15 protein-coding genes and 3 pseudogenes are annotated in these 18,277 nt (G+C 61.5%); 11 read left to right on the top strand and 7 right to left on the bottom strand.

The features are described 5' to 3' along the window. Positions 1 to 99 precede the first annotated feature (99 nt). The 3 genes and pseudogenes from AB4Z35_RS12080 to AB4Z35_RS12070 form a co-directional block, all read right to left on the bottom strand. Entirely contained in the window at positions 100 to 1,776 is a 1,677-nt protein-coding gene (locus AB4Z35_RS12080; RefSeq protein ID WP_442097207.1) for an MFS transporter, read from the bottom strand. A 316-nt stretch (positions 1,777 to 2,092) separates the two neighbouring features. Then, a pseudogene (locus AB4Z35_RS12075) lies at positions 2,093 to 2,686 on the bottom strand (methyl-accepting chemotaxis protein); the annotation flags it as partial. A gap of 264 nt (positions 2,687 to 2,950) precedes the next feature. Beyond that, a pseudogene (locus AB4Z35_RS12070) lies at positions 2,951 to 4,021 on the bottom strand (HAMP domain-containing protein); the annotation flags it as partial. Positions 4,022 to 4,472: 451 nt separating this feature from the next. Between AB4Z35_RS12070 and AB4Z35_RS12065 the strand changes: the two are divergent. The 4 genes and pseudogenes from AB4Z35_RS12065 (at position 4,473) to AB4Z35_RS12050 (ending at position 8,012) form a co-directional block, all read left to right on the top strand. Continuing rightward, positions 4,473 to 5,789: a Na+/H+ antiporter NhaC family protein gene (locus AB4Z35_RS12065; RefSeq protein WP_204934894.1), complete on the top strand. Its 1,317-nt coding sequence runs from the start codon at positions 4,473 to 4,475 to the stop codon at positions 5,787 to 5,789. A 211-nt stretch (positions 5,790 to 6,000) separates the two neighbouring features. Then, positions 6,001 to 6,825: pseudogene (locus AB4Z35_RS12060) on the top strand (cache domain-containing protein); the annotation flags it as partial. Positions 6,826 to 6,861: 36 nt separating this feature from the next. Further along, the gene (locus AB4Z35_RS12055) at positions 6,862 to 7,683 is read left to right on the top strand and encodes a methyl-accepting chemotaxis protein (RefSeq protein WP_411741588.1); all 822 of its coding nucleotides are present in this window, start codon (positions 6,862 to 6,864) and stop codon (positions 7,681 to 7,683) included. Between the two features lie 173 nt (positions 7,684 to 7,856). Then, the gene (locus tag AB4Z35_RS12050) at positions 7,857 to 8,012 is read left to right on the top strand and encodes a metallothionein (RefSeq protein ID WP_007998919.1); all 156 of its coding nucleotides are present in this window, start codon (positions 7,857 to 7,859) and stop codon (positions 8,010 to 8,012) included. 187 nt (positions 8,013 to 8,199) lie between these two features. On the opposite strand, the gene AB4Z35_RS12045 is transcribed toward AB4Z35_RS12050, so the two are convergent. Both AB4Z35_RS12045 and AB4Z35_RS12040 read right to left on the bottom strand, forming a co-directional pair. Next, positions 8,200 to 8,478, bottom strand: a complete 279-nt coding sequence (locus tag AB4Z35_RS12045; protein ID WP_442097205.1) for a hypothetical protein — start codon at positions 8,476 to 8,478, stop codon at positions 8,200 to 8,202. 32 nt (positions 8,479 to 8,510) lie between these two features. Next, positions 8,511 to 8,738: a DUF6555 family protein gene (locus AB4Z35_RS12040; protein ID WP_007982405.1), complete on the bottom strand. Its 228-nt coding sequence runs from the start codon at positions 8,736 to 8,738 to the stop codon at positions 8,511 to 8,513. 146 nt (positions 8,739 to 8,884) lie between these two features. On the opposite strand from AB4Z35_RS12040, the gene AB4Z35_RS12035 reads away from it, so the two are divergent. The 5 genes from AB4Z35_RS12035 (at position 8,885) to mnmH (ending at position 13,255) form a co-directional block, all read left to right on the top strand. After that, positions 8,885 to 9,664 (top strand): AraC family transcriptional regulator, encoded by a 780-nt coding sequence (locus AB4Z35_RS12035; RefSeq protein ID WP_442097203.1) that lies wholly within the window; start codon positions 8,885 to 8,887, stop codon positions 9,662 to 9,664. Between the two features lie 106 nt (positions 9,665 to 9,770). After that, positions 9,771 to 9,944, top strand: a complete 174-nt coding sequence (locus tag AB4Z35_RS12030; protein ID WP_007982408.1) for a DUF1427 family protein — start codon at positions 9,771 to 9,773, stop codon at positions 9,942 to 9,944. 27 nt (positions 9,945 to 9,971) lie between these two features. Continuing rightward, positions 9,972 to 10,928 carry a quinone oxidoreductase family protein gene (locus AB4Z35_RS12025; protein ID WP_442097202.1) on the top strand — a complete coding sequence of 319 codons (957 nt, stop codon included), beginning with the start codon at positions 9,972 to 9,974 and terminating at the stop codon, positions 10,926 to 10,928. 189 nt (positions 10,929 to 11,117) lie between these two features. Next, on the top strand, positions 11,118 to 12,152 hold the full coding sequence (selD, locus tag AB4Z35_RS12020) for a selenide, water dikinase SelD (RefSeq protein ID WP_007998908.1): 1,035 nt from the start codon (positions 11,118 to 11,120) through the stop codon (positions 12,150 to 12,152). Then, a complete protein-coding gene (gene mnmH, locus AB4Z35_RS12015) occupies positions 12,152 to 13,255 on the top strand; it encodes a tRNA 2-selenouridine(34) synthase MnmH (RefSeq protein ID WP_442097201.1) in 1,104 nt (367 codons plus the stop codon). The genes selD and mnmH overlap by 1 nt, the downstream gene beginning before the upstream one ends. 152 nt (positions 13,256 to 13,407) lie before the next feature. Here mnmH and AB4Z35_RS12010 read toward each other — a convergent pair whose 3' ends face one another. Next, positions 13,408 to 14,079 (bottom strand): histidine phosphatase family protein, encoded by a 672-nt coding sequence (locus AB4Z35_RS12010; RefSeq protein WP_442097199.1) that lies wholly within the window; start codon positions 14,077 to 14,079, stop codon positions 13,408 to 13,410. Between the two features lie 366 nt (positions 14,080 to 14,445). Between AB4Z35_RS12010 and AB4Z35_RS12005 the strand changes: the two genes are divergently transcribed. Further along, positions 14,446 to 15,156 (top strand): glutathione S-transferase family protein, encoded by a 711-nt coding sequence (locus AB4Z35_RS12005; RefSeq protein WP_442097197.1) that lies wholly within the window; start codon positions 14,446 to 14,448, stop codon positions 15,154 to 15,156. A gap of 119 nt (positions 15,157 to 15,275) precedes the next feature. Here the strand turns inward: AB4Z35_RS12005 and AB4Z35_RS12000 are convergent, their stop codons facing one another. Continuing rightward, complete coding sequence (locus AB4Z35_RS12000; RefSeq protein WP_442097196.1) at positions 15,276 to 16,811, bottom strand: FAD-dependent monooxygenase; 1,536 nt, start codon at positions 16,809 to 16,811, stop codon at positions 15,276 to 15,278. A 137-nt stretch (positions 16,812 to 16,948) separates the two neighbouring features. On the opposite strand from AB4Z35_RS12000, the gene AB4Z35_RS11995 reads away from it, so the two are divergent. Next, positions 16,949 to 18,040 (top strand): DUF1615 domain-containing protein, encoded by a 1,092-nt coding sequence (locus AB4Z35_RS11995; RefSeq protein WP_442097194.1) that lies wholly within the window; start codon positions 16,949 to 16,951, stop codon positions 18,038 to 18,040. Positions 18,041 to 18,277 lie beyond the last annotated feature (237 nt).

Raw genomic sequence — 18,277 nt, 5'->3', positions numbered from 1 at the left:
GCCTGCTCGCGATGGCGATCTGTCTGTCACATTGATGTTGAATGTGCTGACGCTATCGCGAGCAGGCTCGCTCCCACAGGGATTGTGGGGGGGACAGTTTCAGGTGTGATGAATCTCCCGATCCTTGGTTTCCGGCATGAAGAAAATTCCCAGGATGGCCGTCATCACCGCGATGACGATCGGATACCACAGCCCGTAGTAGATATCACCCGTGGCCGCCACCATGGCGAACGCCACCGTCGGCAGGAAGCCGCCGAACCAGCCGTTGCCGATGTGGTAGGGCAACGACATCGAGGTGTAGCGGATGCGCGCCGGGAACAATTCCACCAACCACGCGGCAATCGGGCCGTAGACCATGGTCACGTAGATCACCAGGATGGTCAGCAGTAGCAACACCATCGGGTAGTTGGTCTTGGCCGGGTCGGCTTTCTCGGGGTACCCGGCGTCCTTGAGGGCGGTGGCCAGGGTGGCGGTAAAGGCGTCGTTTTTGGCCTTGAAGTCAGCGGCCGGCATGCCGGTGCCCTCGAAGCTCTCGATCACTTTGTCGCCAATGCGCACTTGCGCAACGGCGCCCGGCTCGGCGTTCACGTTCTTATAGGGGATGGCCCTTTTGGCCAGCACGGTCTTGGCCAGGTCACAGGAGCTGGTGAATTTGGCCTTGCCCACCGGGTCGAACTGGAACGAGCACTGGCCGGGATTGGCGATTACCGAGACCGGGTTTTTCTCCTGTGCAATGAACACGTCGGGGTTACCGTATTGGGTCAACGCGTGGAAGATCGGGAAGTAGGTCAGTGCCGCGATAATGCAGCCGGCCATGATGATGCCCTTGCGACCGAGGCGGTCGGACAGGCTGCCGAATATGACGAAGAACGGTGTGCCGATCAGCAGCGAGCCGGCAATCAGCAAGTTGGCGGTCTGCGGGTCGATCTTCAGCGTCTGCAGCAGGAAGAACAGCGCATAGAATTGCCCAGTGTACCAGACCACGGCCTGGCCGGCGGTGCCACCGAACAGGGCCATGATCACGATCTTGAGGTTGTCCCAACGGGCGAAGGATTCGGTCAATGGTGCCTTGGAGGACTTGCCTTCGGCTTTCATTTTCTGGAACACCGGCGACTCGCTGAGCTGCAGGCGGATGTACACCGAGACAATCAACAACAGGATCGACAGCAGGAATGGAATCCGCCAGCCCCAGGCCTCGAAGGCTTCAGTGCCCAGCACGGTACGGCAGGCGAGGATCACCAGCAGTGACAGAAACAGGCCGAGGGTGGCTGTCGTCTGAATCCACGAGGTGAAATAGCCGCGTTTGCCCTTGGGTGCATGTTCGGCCACATAGGTAGCTGCGCCGCCGTACTCACCGCCCAGCGCCAGGCCTTGCAGCAGGCGCAGGCTGATCAGGATGATCGGCGCGGCTACGCCGATGGTCGCGTAGCCCGGCAGCAAACCCACCACGGCCGTGGAGACGCCCATGATCACGATGGTAATGAGGAAAGTGTGTTTGCGTCCGATCATGTCGCCCAGCCGACCGAACACGATGGCGCCGAAGGGGCGAACGGCGAAGCCTGCGGCGAAGGCGAGCAGGGCGAAGATGAAGGAAGTCGTTTCGTTGACACCGGCGAAGAAGTGCTTGGCGATGATCGCCGCGAGGGAGCCATACAGGTAAAAGTCGTACCATTCGAACACGGTGCCCAGGGACGAGGCGAAGATGACCTTGCGCTCCTCCCTGGTGATCCCGTGGTGGGGCGCGCTGCCCGTGGTTGCATTGTCGATTGCTGCCATGAGTTTTCTCCGTCTTGCTCTTGTTGTAGGCCGGAGTTCCCACCAACACTTACCCTACCCAGGCCCTGGGACTGATGTCATCGGATTACGGGTCTTGCATACAGGTTGACGCCTTGAAACGCTGCAAGGTTCCTAGAAGCATAATCACCTTGCGGCAGATATCCACTCGCCACTACACCTTAGGTTGAAAGAGGGGGAGATGACTGGCACAAAACCTGTAGGAGCGAGCCTGCTCGCGATGGTGTGTCAGCCGACAACAAGGTAGCTGACACACCATCGCGAGCAAGCTCGCTCCCACAGGGGGATTTTGCGGGGTTTAAACGCGGAACTGATCCATCAGACTCTGCTGCTGGTTCGCCAGGCTGTTGAGCGACTGGCTGACCCGCGCCGATTCATTGGCCTGGCCCGACAGCGACTCGGTCACGTCGCGAATGGTCGCCACGTTGTTGTTGATCTCCTCGGCCACCGCGCTTTGCTCTTCGGCGGCACTGGCGATCTGCATGTTCATGTCGTTGATCACGGTCACTGCGTCACCGATCTGGCGCAGCGCCGTCACGGCCTGGCCAACCTGCTCGACGCTGCCCTGGGCCTGTCGATGGCTGTTGTTCATTGAACCCACTACCTCCTGGGTGCCGCTTTGCAGTTGTTCGATCACCAGGCGGGTTTCTTCGACAGACTCCTGGGTACGCCGCGCCAGGTTGCGCACTTCATCGGCCACCACGGCAAAACCGCGTCCGGCTTCACCGGCACGGGCCGCTTCGATCGCGGCGTTGAGGGCCAGCAGGTTGGTCTGCTCGGCAATTGCACGGATCACTTCCAGCACCGTGCCGATCTTCTCGCTATTGGCTGCCAGGCCTTCGACCTGAACCATGGCCGCGCTCATGTCGGCGGCGAGGTTGTCGATGCTGGCGGTGGTGCGGTCGATCACGGTCAAACCCTGACGGGTCGCCTGATCGGCATCCCGCGCGGCATGGGCCGCTTGCGCGGCACTGCGGGCGACATCCTGGGCGGTGGCGCTCATTTCATGGGACGCGGTCGCCACCTGATCTACCTGCCGATATTGTTGCTCCATGCCGGCGCTGGTCTGGGTGGCGATGGCGGACGACTGGTCCGCCGTGCTGCGGGCGTCCTGCACCGAGCGTTTCACTTCGGCAATGATCGGTTGCAGCTTGTCGAGGAAACGGTTGAACCAGCCGGCCAACTGGCCCAGTTCATCTTTTTTGTCGTAGGCCAGACGACGGGTCAGGTCACCTTCGCCGCTGGCGATGTCTTCGAGCATGTGCGCCACGCCGAGGATCGGTTTGGTCACGCTGCGGGCCATCAGCCACACCAGAACAAGGCCAAGCAGTGCGGCGAGTCCCCCCAGGCCGAGTTCGACCAGCGTACCGGCGGTGTTGCTGTCATCCAGTTGCTTTTTCAGGGCTTCGGCCGGGCCGACCAGGACTTTCTCCGGCACGTCGAGCAACACGCCCCAGGACTTGCCGCCGGGAATCGGCTGGAACGGAGCCAGCACTTTCAGTTGCTGATTGCCGTGCAGGCTGGTGGTTTTGCTGCTGGCGGCGAGCATGCGCAGCAGTTCGGCACCGCTGGTCTTGTCCACGGCATCCAGGCGCTGGCTGAGTTTGCTGGCGTCCGGGCTGTAGCCGGCGAGCAGGCCGGCCGGGCTGATGATGCTGACGCTGGTCTGGCCGTCATAGAGTTTCTTGCTCGCGCCCAGGCTGACCGCTTGCAGGCTGTTGAGGTTGATGTCCACCGACAGCGAGGCGATGACCTTGCCGTTGACCATCAGCGGGAAAACGATGCTGGTCATCAGCACGTTCTGGCCGTCGATCTCATAGAAGTAGGGTTCGATCACGCACGGCTTGAGCGTGGCGCGCGGGCAGGTGAACCAGGCGTTGGCCGCTTCGCCGCTGGGGCCGGTGCTGGTGTCGGCCATGTCCTTTTCCGGCAGCGCCATGGACGTCACTTTGCCCGGTGTCGGCTGCGACCAGTAGAGGGCGAAACGGCCCTTTTCGTTGCTGCCCAGTTCGGCTTGGCCGGTGAACAGTTCGTCCTTGCCGTCCAGCCCATTGGGTTCGAACACCAGGGACAGGCCGAGCAGCTCCGGGTTGGCCTGCAAGGCCGACTTGACCTGGCGGGTCAGGTCCTCGCGCAGGTCGAAGGCATCGAGAAAGCGTTTCTCGGCCTGGTCACRCAGGAACAGCACCTGCCGGGAGAAGCCGTGGCCGTACTGATAGGCGTCCATGAACTGCTGGCGAATCCCCAGCGCCTGGTTTTCGCCCTGGGACTCGATCCGCGCCTGGGCCGCTTCGGTCAGCATCTCCATGCTCGAGGCTTTCACCAGCTCGGAACTGTGCTCCATGCGGTACAGCGAAAGACCCACCAGCAGGGTCACGATGCCCGCCAGGCACAGCCCGGCCAGCAGGGTGATTTTCCATTGAATGGAAAGTTGTCTGAGCGACATGGAGACGTCCTTATTCGATGAATATATGAGACTTTGCACTGTAACGGCCTGAAAGCAGCTTTCTTGAGCTTCAAGCTGCAAGCGGGAAACACAAAAGCTTGCGGCTTGAGGCTTGCAGCTTGCCGCTGCTTCATTCAAAGTGCGCGCCCTCTAATAAAACCCATTCCTTTATCCGCTGGCGGCTCACGCAGACTGCCGGACGGAGTCTTTCCGTTTGTCTCGAGGTAACGAAATGAATGCAGTGATTGCCGCGGTCGGCATCATGCTGATCCTCAGCCTGTCCCGCGTGCACGTGGTGATCGCGCTGATCGTGGGTGCACTGGTGGGTGGCTTGACTGGCGGCCTGGGTATCGACGCGACCCTCAAGGCCTTCAACAGTGGCCTTGGCGGCGGGGCGACCGTGGCGTTGTCCTACGCCTTGCTCGGTGCTTTCGCCGTGGCCATTGCCAAGTCCGGCATGGCCCACGCCCTGGCCGACAAGGCGCTGGCGATGGTCGACCGCCAGCACGCCAGCGGTGGCGGGCAGGTCAAATGGCTGCTGATCGGGTTACTGTGGGTGGTGGCCATCGCCTCGCAGAACATCCTGCCGATTCATATCGCCTTTATTCCGTTGCTGGTGCCGCCACTCCTATATGTGCTGACCAAGCTGCAACTGGACCGTCGACTGATCGCCTGTGTGATGACCTTCGGCCTGATCACGCCGTACATGTTCCTGCCGGTGGGCTTCGGCAACATCTTCCTGAATGAGATCCTGCTGGCCAACGTCGCCCGCAGCGGTGTAGACATCAGCGGCATCAATGTCACCCACGCCATGGGCATTCCGGCCCTGGGCATGGTGGCAGGCCTGCTGATCGCGTTTGTCAGCTACCGCAAGAAGCGGGTCTACGACCTGGCAAAGATCGAACAGGTCGAGCAAGTGGCGGTGCAATACAACCCGCTGAGCCTGATGGTAGCCGGCGTGGCCATCGCGGCGGCGTTCATTATCCAGTTGTTGCTGGATTCGATGATCATCGGTGCACTGGCCGGTTTCCTGATTTTCTCGGTATCGGGCATCGTCAAATGGCGCGACACCGACGACTTGTTCACCGAAGGCATGAAAATGATGGCGATGATCGGTTTCATCATGATCGCAGCCTCCGGGTTTGCCGAAGTGATGAAGGCCACCGGTGAGGTGCAGACGCTGGTCGAGTCGTCGGCGTCGTACATCGATCACAGCAAGGGCATCGGCGCCTTGCTGATGTTGCTGGTGGGGTTGCTGGTGACCATGGGCATCGGCTCTTCGTTCTCCACCGTGCCGATTCTGGCGGCCATCTTCGTGCCGCTGTGCGTGCAACTGGGCTTCAGCCCGTTGGCGATCGTATGCATCGTCGGCACGGCCGGTGCCCTGGGCGACGCCGGTTCACCGGCTTCGGACTCGACCCTGGGCCCGACCTCCGGCCTGAACATCGATGGCCAGCACCATCACATCTGGGACACCGTGGTCCCGACCTTCCTGCACTACAACCTGCCGCTGCTGGTGTTTGGCTGGGTGGCCGCGATGGTGTTGTAACCCCGGAACCCTGTAGGAGCGAGCCTGCTCGCGATTGCGGTCTGTCAGCCAAGCAAATGTTGACTGTGCCATCGCTATCGTCGGATCGCCGCCCGGAGCAGGCTCGCTCCTACAAGGGATCTTCTGCGGACCTGATGACCGCGTTCAACTTTTGCCCTGGCGTGCCGTTAAAGCTTTTACCCACGCCAACAAAATAAAAAGAGTGAACGTCATGCGCATGAGCCTCAAGGCTAAAGTCCTGTCCCTTGCCGTCCTCCCGGTGTTGCTGTTTGCGCTGATCATCAGCCTGACCACGCTGTTCATTCTGCAGGAACAGGCCCGCAAGGAAGTCGAGCAGACCCGCGAGCGTCTGCTCAGTGATGCCAAGGCGACCCTGCAAAGCTACGTGGCGGTGGCCATGACCACGATCAAGCCGCTCTACGACGCGRCCGCCCCAGGCGATGAGGCGGCGCGGGCCCAGGTGATCAAGCTGCTGTCGAGCATCACCTATGGCAAGGACGGCTACTTCTTCGGCTACGACTCCAACACCGTGCGCCTGTTCAAGGCCAATAGCCCCGAAGGCGTGGGCCAGAGCTTCAAGGACAACCGCGACCCGAACGGTGTCTACGTCAACCGCGACCTGGTGAAAGTCGCCAAGGACGGTAGCCACTATCTGCAATACAGCTCGCCATTGCCCGGCAACACCCAGGTGCTGGTGCCCAAGCTCGGCTACACCGAATACCTGCCGAAGTGGGACATGGCGGTTGGCACCTCGGTCAACCTCGACGGCATTGAAGCGCAAGTGGCCGTGGTCGAAGCCAAGGTCCAGGAGCGCATGCAAGGCATGGTGCTGAGTATCGTCGGCGTGGCGGTCGTGGTGCTGCTGGTGATCGCCGCTGCCGGGATGTTGCTGGCCAACACCATTCTGCGTCCGCTGCATTTGATGAAGACCAGCCTCGACGACATCGCGGCAGGCGAGGGTGATCTGACCCGTCGCCTGACCATCACCAGCCAGGACGAACTGGGCGAACTGGCCGGCTCATTCAACCGCTTTGTCGACAAGATCCACGGCCTGGTGCGTCAGATCACCGAAATGACCTCGCAACTGACCGGACTGGTGAATCAGGTGTCCGACCAGGCCAATCGCTCGGACCAGGCCATGGAACGTCAGCGCCATGAGACCGATCAGGTGGCCACGGCGATCAACGAAATGTCGGCCGCCGCCCAGGAAGTGGCCAAGAGCGCGCAGAACGCCGCGGTGGCAGCCCAACAGACCGACGAAGAAGGGCAGGCGGCCAAGCGCGTGGTGGCTGGCAGCATCGAGAAGATCCATGCCCTGGTGGACGACATCCGCAGCAGCGGAGTGTCCCTGGATAGCCTGCAAAAAGACGTGTCGTCGATTGTCAGCGTGCTCGGGGTGATCCGCTCGATTGCCGAGCAGACCAATCTGCTGGCGCTCAACGCGGCCATCGAAGCCGCCCGTGCCGGCGAGGCCGGGCGCGGTTTTGCGGTGGTGGCCGATGAAGTGCGGGCGCTGGCCAGCCGCACGCAAATCAGCACCCAGGAAATCCAGGGCATGATCGACCGCTTGCAGGCCGGCACCCAGTCGGCGGTGGAGGCGATGCGTCGCTCCAGCGAGGCCGGCGACGGCACCTCGGCCCAGGCCAACGAAGCGGGGGCTTCGCTGGACACCATGGCCCAATTGATCGCGACCATCAATTCGATGAACGCCCAGATCGCCAGTGCCGCCGAAGAACAGACCGCCGTGGCCGAAGAGATCAACCGCAGCGTGCATCAGATTGCCGTGGCCGTGGACAACGTCGCCGACGAAACCCAACTCGGTGCGCAAACCTCCCGCAGCCTGGCCGACCTCGGTCAGCGTCTGGGCAGCCTGGTCGGACAGTTCCGTATCTGATTAAAGCTTTTGTGGCGAGCGAGCTTGCTCGCGYTGGGCTGCGCAGCGGCCCCAAAAAACTATGAGTGCTACGCACTCAAGCGGGAGCAAGCTCCCTCGCCACAACTCCTACACTGGTATTACGGGTCGTGTTGGTGAGGCCCGGACGACCATCACCTACAGGAGTCAAACCTATGACCGAACGCACCTGCGACTGTCCGAAATGTAACTGCAAGCTGGGCGAACATCCGATCGTGCGTCACGGCAAGCACTATTGCTGTGAAGCCTGCGCCAAGCATCACGAGCATGGCGAGGAGTGTGCTTCTCAAGGCTGCAAGTGTGCCCACTGAAAACCACGGTACATGCCAAAGTGGAGCCTAGTGGCCTGTGTGGCTAATTCGTGCACTCAACTTCGGCGCCAGGACTTGCCAGGCTGCGTTGCCATTCCTCGCCGTAGCGAGCTACGACTCGTCATGGCGCCTTGCCTGACCAGCCCTGGCACTCGAATTTGAGTACTCGAATTAACCGTACAGGCCACTAGTCCGGCTCCACTTCCAGCCTGAGGCTGTCATCCTCCAGGCGTTCGCTGTGGCGGACGCTGCCCTGCAAGCGCCGCCCTTCGACCCGAAGCACCAGGGTCTTCGCTTGCTCCAGGTCTTCCGGCAGTGGCGCGCAGACGCGTACTGCAAAGCAAAATGCGTCATTTTCGACCTGTTCCAGTGCAATCCGGCACTCGGCGCTCCTGGTGATGCGGCCAACCGGCGTGTCCAGGCTGTAGTCCAGTTGCGCAGGGCTGCTGACGGGTGTCGCGACCATTTCCCTTCCCCCCATGTTGACAGCGGCAGGCGTCAGTTAGCCGGACGCCACTTGACGTTTTCCACGCCGAATTTTTCAGCCATCGGCTTGCTGGTCTTTTGTACCTTCTCGCGTCCAAAACGGGGGATTCGCCCCACCCCCGCGTCACAGCTCGCCCAATGCCAGGCTTCCGCGTTGTCCATTTTGTCCAGACGGATAATGAATGATTTCGGCGCGCCATGGAGGGTGTACTCGATGACGAATAACTTTGCACTGTTCATAAAATCCCGGTTCCTCCCTGTTGTACATAAACGGATTGCGTGCCATCAGGAAAATTCACTCCGATTGTAGGACGGCGGCGGTTGCTGGCGACAAGTTCGGTGCCTCGTTACCATGGAGTCTTCCCGAACCCCAATGAATATTGACCATGGCCCTCGCCGCACCGCCCGACCTGAGTGACACCGATGTGCCCGTGCAACCGCTGGCTCGCACCTATCCGCGCGGGTTGTACATCGAGCCCCACGAGCACGTCTGGGGCCAGTTGCTGTATGCAATGAGCGGGGTGATGTGGGTCGAGACGCCGCACGAGGCGCTGGTGGTGCCGCCGCAGCGGGCGGTGTGGTTGCCACCCGGCGTGCCCCACGGGATTCGCGTGGTGTCCGATCTGCAAATGCGTAATATCTACTTGCGCCCGTCCCTGGCGGCGACCCTGGATGACAGCGTGCAAGTCATCGAGGTCGGTGGATTGCTACGCGAACTGATTGTCGGTCTGGTGGAGCAGGGCAACGACGGGCCGCCCGAGTATTACGACGCGTTGGTGGGCCTGGCGCTGCTGGAGCTCAAGCGGGCGAGGCGCTCGCTGCTGAAAATCCCGCTGCCGGATGATTCCGACCGACGGCTGATGAACCTGTGTCAGGCGGTCATGTCGGCGCCATCGCTGGATATTCCATTCGAACAACACGCAGAAACCGCCGGTGCCAGCGTGCGGACCCTGGCGCGGCTGTTCAAGGACGGTTTGGGCATGGGCTTCGCCGAGTGGCGGCGTCAGGTGCAACTGGCAACGGCGCTGGCCGGGTTGATCCAGGGCGTGCCGGTCAGCGCGATTGCCCGGGAACTGGGCTATTCTCCGAGCAGCTTCAGTGACATGTTTCGTCGCGAGCTGGGTGTTGCTCCTTCGCAGTTTCCCTCGGCGCAACGCCAGGACTGATTTCGCCGACGTCATGCTTTGGCCGAAATTCAGAAGCACTTGGCCGATGCTCGCAGGCGTCGCCCTCTAGACTCGGCGCATACCTCAATTGCCCCCGGAGTCTGCCATGAACTACCTCATGTCACTGGCCATCGGTCTGGGCGTCGGTCTGCTCTACGGCGCCCTGGATTTCCGTTCCCCTGCACCCCCGGCCATCGCGCTGGTTGGCCTGCTCGGTATGCTCGCCGGCGAAAAGCTCTGGCCGATGGGGCGGGAGCTGGTCGCTGGCTGGATTTCCTGAACCCTCTTTGACTCGATGGATACGCCCATGAAAGCTCTGCAATTCGATAAAACCGGTGATCTCTCGGCCTTGCGCTACGTTGAGGTGCCTACCCCCGTTCCCGGCGCCGATGAAGTGCTGGTCGAGATCAAGGCCGCTGGCCTCAACCCCAGCGATGTGAAGAACGTGCTGGGGCGTTTTCCCTACACCACCTTGCCGCGGATTCCCGGTCGCGATTTTGCCGGTGTCGTCGTGGCCGGCCCGCAGGCACTGATCGGTCAGGAAGTCTGGGGCACGGGCAAGGAACTGGGCTTTTTCGCCGACGGTTCCCATGCGCAGTTCGTCAAGCTGCCGGCCAATGGCGTGGCGCTCAAACCCACGCACCTGAGCTTCGCCCAGGCCGCCAGCCTCGGTGTGCCGTACACCACGGCGTGGGATGCGCTGGAACGCAGCCTGGTGACGGCCGAAACCCGATTGCTGGTCATCGGTGGCGGGGCGGTCGGCAGTGCCGCCCTGGCCCTGGCCAAGGTGCGCGGCGCCCGGGTGCTGGCGGCCGCGCGGCGTCCGGAGCAGGTCAAGGACTTGCAGGGCCAGGGCTATCAGACCCTTAAACTGGATAAACCCGAAGACCTCGGGGCTCAGGTCAATGCCGTCTATGCCGGCGGTGCCGACGTGATTTTCGACACCACCGGATTCTGGCTGCCGGCTTCGGTGCCAGCCCTGGCCGCGTTTGGCCGCATCGCGATTATTGCAGCGCCCCTGGACGGTCACGTGCAGTTGCCGGCCCTGGCGTTGTATCGCAAGGGTGGCTCCGTGGTAGGGATCAATTCGTTGCTGTACGGGGTGCAGGCGTGTGCGGCGATGCTCGAGCAGTTCGGCCGGTTTTTCGATCAGGACCTGTTGCCGTTGCCCCAAGGGTTGTTCGAGTCGCCATTGGCCGAAGGCCTGGAGCGTTATGCCGAAGTGAGTCAGGGCAGTGGCGACAAGGTGATTCTGCTGCCATAACCCAACCCCTGTGGGAGCGGGCTTGCCCGCGAAGGCGTCGGCACAGCCAGCATCTATGTGGCAGGCATACCGCTTTCGTCGGAACGCCGCCCGGAGCAAGCCCGCTCCCACAAGGTCCATGGTCGCGCAACGCCTTGCGCAGGTCTCGCTCTGCTAGAATCGGCCCCATTGACCCAATGAGGTGCCCCTATGAGCGAACCGATTCGCCTGACCCAATACAGCCACGGCGCTGGATGCGGTTGCAAGATTTCTCCCCAGGTGCTGGAAGTGATCCTGGCCGGCAGCGGGGCGCAGAACCTCGACCCGAAGCTTTGGGTCGGCAATGCCTCGCGCGACGACGCGGCGGTGTATGCCATCGATGAAGAACGCGGCGTGGTCTCGACCACGGACTTTTTCATGCCGATCGTCGACGATCCCTTCGATTTCGGCCGAATTGCCGCCACCAATGCCATCAGCGACATCTATGCAATGGGGGGCGATCCCTTGATGGCGATTGCGATTCTGGGCTGGCCGGTGAATGTACTGGCGCCGGAAATTGCCCGGGAAGTGATACGCGGCGGGCGTTCGGTGTGCGACGCGGCGGGCATCCCGCTGGCAGGCGGGCACTCCATCGACGCGCCAGAACCGATCTTTGGCCTGGCCGTCACCGGTCTGGTGGAAAAGCGCCACATGAAGCGCAACGACACCGCCACGGCCGGCTGTCTGCTCTATCTCACCAAGCCCCTGGGCATCGGCATCCTTACGACCGCCGAGAAAAAGGGCAAGTTGCGCAACGCCGACATCGGCCTAGCCAGGGACTGGATGTGCACCCTGAACAAACCCGGCAGCCGTTTCGGCAAGCTCGACGGTGTAACCGCGATGACCGATGTCACCGGTTTCGGCCTGCTCGGGCACCTGGTGGAAATGGCCGACGGCAGCCAGCTCACGGCGCGCATTGAATATGACCGAGTACCGCGCTTGCCGGGGGTCGAGTATTACCTCGAACAGGGCTGCGTACCGGGCGGGACACTGCGCAATTTCGACAGCTACGCCAGCAAGCTCGGACGCCTTCAGGAGCTGCACAAGCGCGTGCTCTGCGACCCGCAGACCAGTGGTGGCCTGYTGATTGCCGTGACGCCTGAAGGCAACGAGCAATTCCTTTCGGTGGCCGCCGAACTGGGCCTGAGCCTGGAACCGATCGGTGAACTGGTCGAGCGACAGAGCAACGCGGTCGAGGTGTTTTGATGTCTGTTGATTTCACCGATTACCGCGACATCTTCATCAACGACCGGCCAATGATGGACACCCGCGCGCCGGTCGAATTCAACAAGGGCTCGTTTCCCGGTGTGGTCAACCTGCCGTTGATGAATGACCTTGAACGTCAGCGGGTCGGCACCTGCTACAAACAGCACGGCCAGCAAGCGGCAATCGTGCTGGGGCATCAACTGGTGTCGGGTGCGGTCAAGGCCGAACGCATCCAGGCCTGGGCCGATTTTGCCCGGGCACATCCGGACGGCTATCTGTATTGCTTTCGCGGCGGCCTGCGCTCGCAGATTGTCCAGCAATGGCTCAGGGACGAGGCTGGCATCGACTACCCACGGGTGGGTGGCGGCTACAAGGCCATGCGTACCTTCCTGCTGGACACCCTCGATCAAGCGGTTGTCCAGTGCGATTTCGTCCTGTTGGGCGGGATGACCGGCACCGGCAAAACCGAGGTGCTCACGCAACTGAGCAACGGGGTGGACCTTGAAGGTCATGCCAACCATCGCGGTTCCAGTTTCGGCAAACGTGCCACCGGACAGCCTTCCAACATCGACTTCGAAAACCGCCTGGCTGTGGACGTACTGAAGAAGCGTGCCCGGGACATCGAGCAGTTCGTACTGGAAGACGAAAGCCGCGCGGTGGGCAGTTGTGCGTTGCCGTTGCCGCTGTACCAGGGCATGCAGCAGTTCCCGATGGTCTGGCTGGAAGACAGCCTGGAAGGTCGGGTCGAGCGGATCCTGCGCGATTACGTGGTGGATCTGTGCGCCGAATTCATCGGCGTGCATGGCGAGGAGGGCTTTGCACTGTTCTCCGAACGGTTGCTGGCGAGCCTGAACAATGTGCAGAAACGCCTGGGTGGCGAACGTCATCAACGCATGTTGATTTTGATGGAAGAGGCGTTGGCGGAACAGGCCCGCAGTGGCGCGGTGGATCTGCACCGGGGCTGGATCGAAGGGTTGCTGCGCGAGTATTACGACCCGATGTACGCGTTTCAGCGGGAGAAGAAAGACGCACGGATCGAGTTTGCCGGGGAGCGAGGGGCAGTTCTCGAGTACTTGCGCGAGCGGGGCAGCCAGCGGGGGTAATGTTGCTTGTGCCGGCCCTATCGCGAGCAAGCTCGCTCCCACAATAGATCTGCGCCGTACACAAAACCTGTGTTCAACGAAGATCTACTGTGGGAGCGAGCTTGCTCCGGGCGGCGTTCCGACGATGAGGCCCGCTAAAGCAACGCACAACCTCAGGTCGGGCAAGTCTGCGAGCCATTATCCAGGCCTTGCTTGTACACATGGCTCTGCACACTGGCCTTGCCGTTCTGCCAGGTCAGGGTGAGCACATACAGCGAGTCATAATCGCTGGACTCCCAGTCATCCGTGATGGTCATTTTCTTGCCGGTGGCGTCGCCGGCCACCGTGTTGATCAGCTCCGGCAGGTAGCCGTGGGACCAGGCCGTGTAAATGACCGAGTTGTGATACTTGTCGCGTAGCAGTTCTTCGGCCAGGTCACTGGTGTCATTGGCGGAAAAATTGATGTTCACCGGCAGGCCCAGCTTGATGGCACTGGGGCTGATGGTCATCAGGGGGCGGATGTAGCTGTAGGAATTGTCGAACTCGCCTTCCTCGACGTTACGCGTCGGGTTGGCCGCGAACACATAGTTGGCCTTGCCGAATTTTTCCGGCAGCAGGGTGGCCAGGTCGATGGCGCGGTTGAGCCCCTGGCAATTGAGCTGGCCCAGGCCGCCCGCGGGTTTTTCCCCGTGGCGCAGGAACACCAGCGTCTGGGTGCCATCCATCGGTTGGGCGCGGCTCAGGCTGGATTCCAGCGACAGGAACAACGCGCTGACCGCCAACAAGGCGGGCAACAAAAGGTAAGCGCGATGTTTGAAGCGTCTGGCAAAGTTGAACAGGTTCATGAATAAAGGGATCTTCAGCGCGATTCGGTTAAGGCTGACACACCTTTACACCACGATTGTCCTGTGTCGAGTGTTTTCCATGTCATTGAAGCCGTCCGTTTTCAAGGGGTGGTGCTCAGAGTCCCCTGAACCCGTTTGGTTCGATTCCGGTCGAGTGCGCAGCAATGTACCGGTAACCCTCAAGGGTTTGCAGTGAAGGTTATCGACAGGATGTTGCGGATTTATGGGCACGCTACACCGGATGGTGTTGAAACAGTCGTGATCTCTTTTGATCTCCTCTATCAGCGAGATTGATGGCTTCAAGGGATCGCTGACCCGATATCTACATTATGATCGTCACTCTCAATGTCTTCGTGGATCGTGCCCATGACCGATTTGTCCGCATTCCCCATCACCCGTAAGTGGCCTGCCCAGTATCCGGAGTGGATTCAGCTGTACTCCTTGCCGACCCCCAACGGCGTCAAGGTATCGATCATGCTCGAAGAGATCGGCCTGCCKTATGAACCTCACCGGGTAGGCTTCGACACCAACGACCAGATGTCCCCGGAATTTCTGTCCCTCAACCCCAACAACAAGATCCCGGCGATCCTCGACCCCCACGGTCCGGACGACCGGCCGCTGGCGTTGTTCGAGTCGGGGGCGATTCTGATCTACCTGGCGGACAAGAGCGGGCAACTGCTGGCCCAGGAATCGGCAGCACGCTACGAAACGATTCAGTGGCTGATGTTCCAGATGGGCGGGATCGGCCCGATGTTCGGCCAGCTCGGGTTTTTCAACAAGTTCGCCGGCAAGGACTACGAAGACAAGCGTCCCCGTGACCGCTACGTCGAGGAAAGCAGACGCCTGCTCAAGGTGCTGGACGGCCGGCTGGAAGGGCGCGACTGGATCATGGGCGAGCGTTACACCATCGCCGACATCGCCACTTTCCCGTGGGTGCGCAACCTGATCGGTTTCTATGAAGCCGGCGATCTGGTGGGTATTCAGAACTTCCCTAACGTCACGCGGGTGCTGGAGCGTTTCCTGGCGCGGCCGGCGGTGGTGCGCGGGTTGCAGATTCCAAGCCCGGTCGTGAGCTGATACACCGCATAACCTGTGGGAGCGGGCTTGCTCGCGATGGCGGTGGAACAGTCAACATCCATGTGACAGGAATACCGCTTTCGCGAGCAAGCCCGCTCCCACAGGGGGGTGTTGTGTTCTCAGGGAGCGCCAAAAAACGGCCGGATCCCGTGGTGTTTGAAATACCGTTCGATCACTTTCGGGTCCGAGCACGTTTCGGCAATCGCCACATAGGTATCGGGCCGTAACAGATAAAACCCGTTGCGCCCCAGACCCGCCGCCTCGAACGCCGGTCGCCAGTCGAATACATGCAGCGGCAGATGGTGCTCCTGGCACCAGGCGATCATCTCGTCGCTGGTGTCGCCATAGACATGCACCTGCCAGGTCAGGCACTTGAGCGATTCAAAATTATCCCCCTCACCGTCATGGGCCCAGGGCAGGCGGTCGCCGCCATGCACATGCCCGGCAATGCCAGTGCTCAGCGGCATTCCACGATAATTCAGGGTGATCTGCGACACCGTGCGAAACAGGAATTCGCGGGAGGTTTCGAACGAGGTTATTTTTGGTATCAAGAACGGTGCCAGGCGTGTACGCAGCATATCGGCCATCCGTCCTTCGGCGGTGATGAAGTTGAAGACCCGGTCGGTGGTGGCCACCAGTTTGCGGGCAAACGCGATGCGCTCGGTTTCATAGGTGTCGAGCAGCCTGGCCTCGGCGCCGCCGCTCAACACGGCCGCCAGCTTCCAGGCCAGGTTGATGGCATCACCAATCCCGGTGTTCATGCCCTGGCCGCCCGCCGGGCTGTGCACGTGGGCGGCATCCCCCAGCAAAAACGCCCGGTCTTTGCGGAAGTGATCCGCCACCCGATGATGCACGCGATAGGTCGAAAACCAGTTCAGTTGCTCGATCTTCACCTTCATGTTCTCGATGGCCCGGCTGCTGACGTCCTCGAAGCGCAGGGTTTCGGCGTGTTCGGCGCGCTCGTCGCGCACCGTACCGATCAGGCGGGCACGACCACTGTCTCCCAGTGGGAACACGGCGAGGAAGTCCGCCTCGTCGAGATCCACATGCAGTTCGCCGTTGAATGTCGGGCCGCTGGCCTGCACGTCGGCGACGTAGAAAATCTGCTGGTAGGTCCCGCCGGGAAACCCTGTATCCAGGGTCTTGCGCACAATCGACCGCGCACCGTCGCATCCGGCCAGGTAACAGGCCTGGCAGGTTTCCTGCTGGCCGTCGGGCAGGTGCAGCGTTGCTGTGATGCCGTCTGCGGTTTGCTCGAAGCCTGCCAGTTCAGTGTTGCGTTCCACCGTAATGCCGAAGGCTTCCAGGCGTTCGATCAGCAGCCGTTCATGTTCGTCCTGCGGGAAGATCTCGAGAAACGAGTAGGGGGTCAGGCCTTCACCGATCTGAGACAGGGGCAGTCGCGCCACGGGCTCACCCTTGACCCAGAAGTTGCCGGCCACCACTTGATGACCGTTTTGCACCACTGCGTCGTCCAGCCCGAGCTGGCGATACAACTCCAGCGTCCGTGCCTGGACGGCCAGTGCCCGGGACGTGGTGYCGGGGGCGGAGGTTTTGTCGACGATCCGCACGCGCACGCCCAGTTTGCTCAGCCACAACGCCAGGACCAGCCCGGTCGGGCCGGCGCCGATGATCAACACGTCGCTACGGTGCATGAACCTGTCCTCCTCGCTACGTGGATCAAGTATGGTCCAGTCGGGGAGGGCGGCAACCGTCGGACTACCACGACCGTAGCCGCTGGCATGCCATTGGTCGTATGGTTGACCCGGACCAACGGATTAGATGGAACGACATGCAAATCAGATTGATCACAAGCGTCGCCGTGTTGCTGGTATTGGCCGGTTGCGGCAGCCAGCGAACCCAGGAACCGGCGGCGCGCAGTCCGGCCGAAGTGAAGGCCGAGATTATGCGTTTGCTGCCGGCCAAAGCTGCCGATCCTCAGGGTTGGGCCACTGATATCCAGGTGGCATTTGCCGCGCAAGACATCTCGCCGACCACGCAAAACCTGTGCTCGGTGCTGGCCGTGACCGAACAGGAGTCGACCTTTCAGGTCGATCCGGGCGTACCGGGCCTGGGCAAGATCGCCCGCGACGAGATCGACCGTCGCGCTGCCAGGGCACACATTCCCGGCCTGTTGGTGAGCGGTGCATTAAAGCTCGATTCGCCCAACGGCAAAAGCTACAGCGAGCGCCTGAATGCCGCGCGCAGTGAAAAGGAACTGAGCGCGATTTTCGACGACTTCATCAGCATGGTGCCCATGGGCAAAACCCTGTTCGCAGGCTTCAACCCGGTGCATACCGGCGGGCCGATGCAGGTCGGCATTGATTTTGCCGAGCAACAGGCCAAGGGCTATCCGTACCCGGTGAAGGGCTCGATTCGTCATGAAGTGTTCACCCGGCGCGGCGGCATGTATTTCGGTATCGCGCATCTGCTTGGGTATCCGGTGAGCTACCCACAACCGCTGTACCGTTTTGCGGACTTCAACGCGGGTTGGTACGCCAGCCGCAACGCCGCGTTTCAGAACGCGGTGAGCCGGGCTTCCGGTATTCCGTTGGCGCTGGATGGCGACCTGGTGCGCTACGGTTCGATCATGCCCGGCACCACGGAACTGGCCGTGCGCACCCTCGGCAAACAACTGGACATGCGCAACCCGACGATCCGCGAGCAACTGGAAGAGGGGAAAACCCTGGAGTTCGAAAACAGCAAACTCTATCGGCGGGTTTTCGAGCTGGCCGAACAGACCGAGGGCCGGCCGTTACCCCGTGAGGTGTTACCCGGGATCGTGCTGCAAAGCCCGAAAATCACCCGCAAACTCACCACCGCGTGGTTCGCCAAACGGGTCGATGAACGTTACCAGCGCTGCATGGCGCGGGCAGGGAATTAATCGCGGCGAAAAACGCATAAAAAACCCGGCGGGTGAGGCCGGGTTTTCATTGAGTCCTGCGGTAAAGCACTGCATTCAGACAGCGCGGCTTTCGATCAGACGGTCGGAACCGCCTTCGGCGACGCGGTTTTGCAGCAGCTTGTCGGAACCGCCTTCGGCGACGCGGTTTTGCAGCAGCTTGTCGGAACCGCCTTCGGCGACGCGGTTTTGCAGCAGCTTGTCGGAACCGCCTTCGGC

The sequence above is a fragment of the Pseudomonas sp. KB_15 genome (genome assembly GCF_052114525.1).
Lineage (GTDB): Bacteria > Pseudomonadota > Gammaproteobacteria > Pseudomonadales > Pseudomonadaceae > Aquipseudomonas.
Note: the sequence above shows the minus strand (reverse complement) of the source record. Positions and strands in the feature narration are given on the sequence as shown.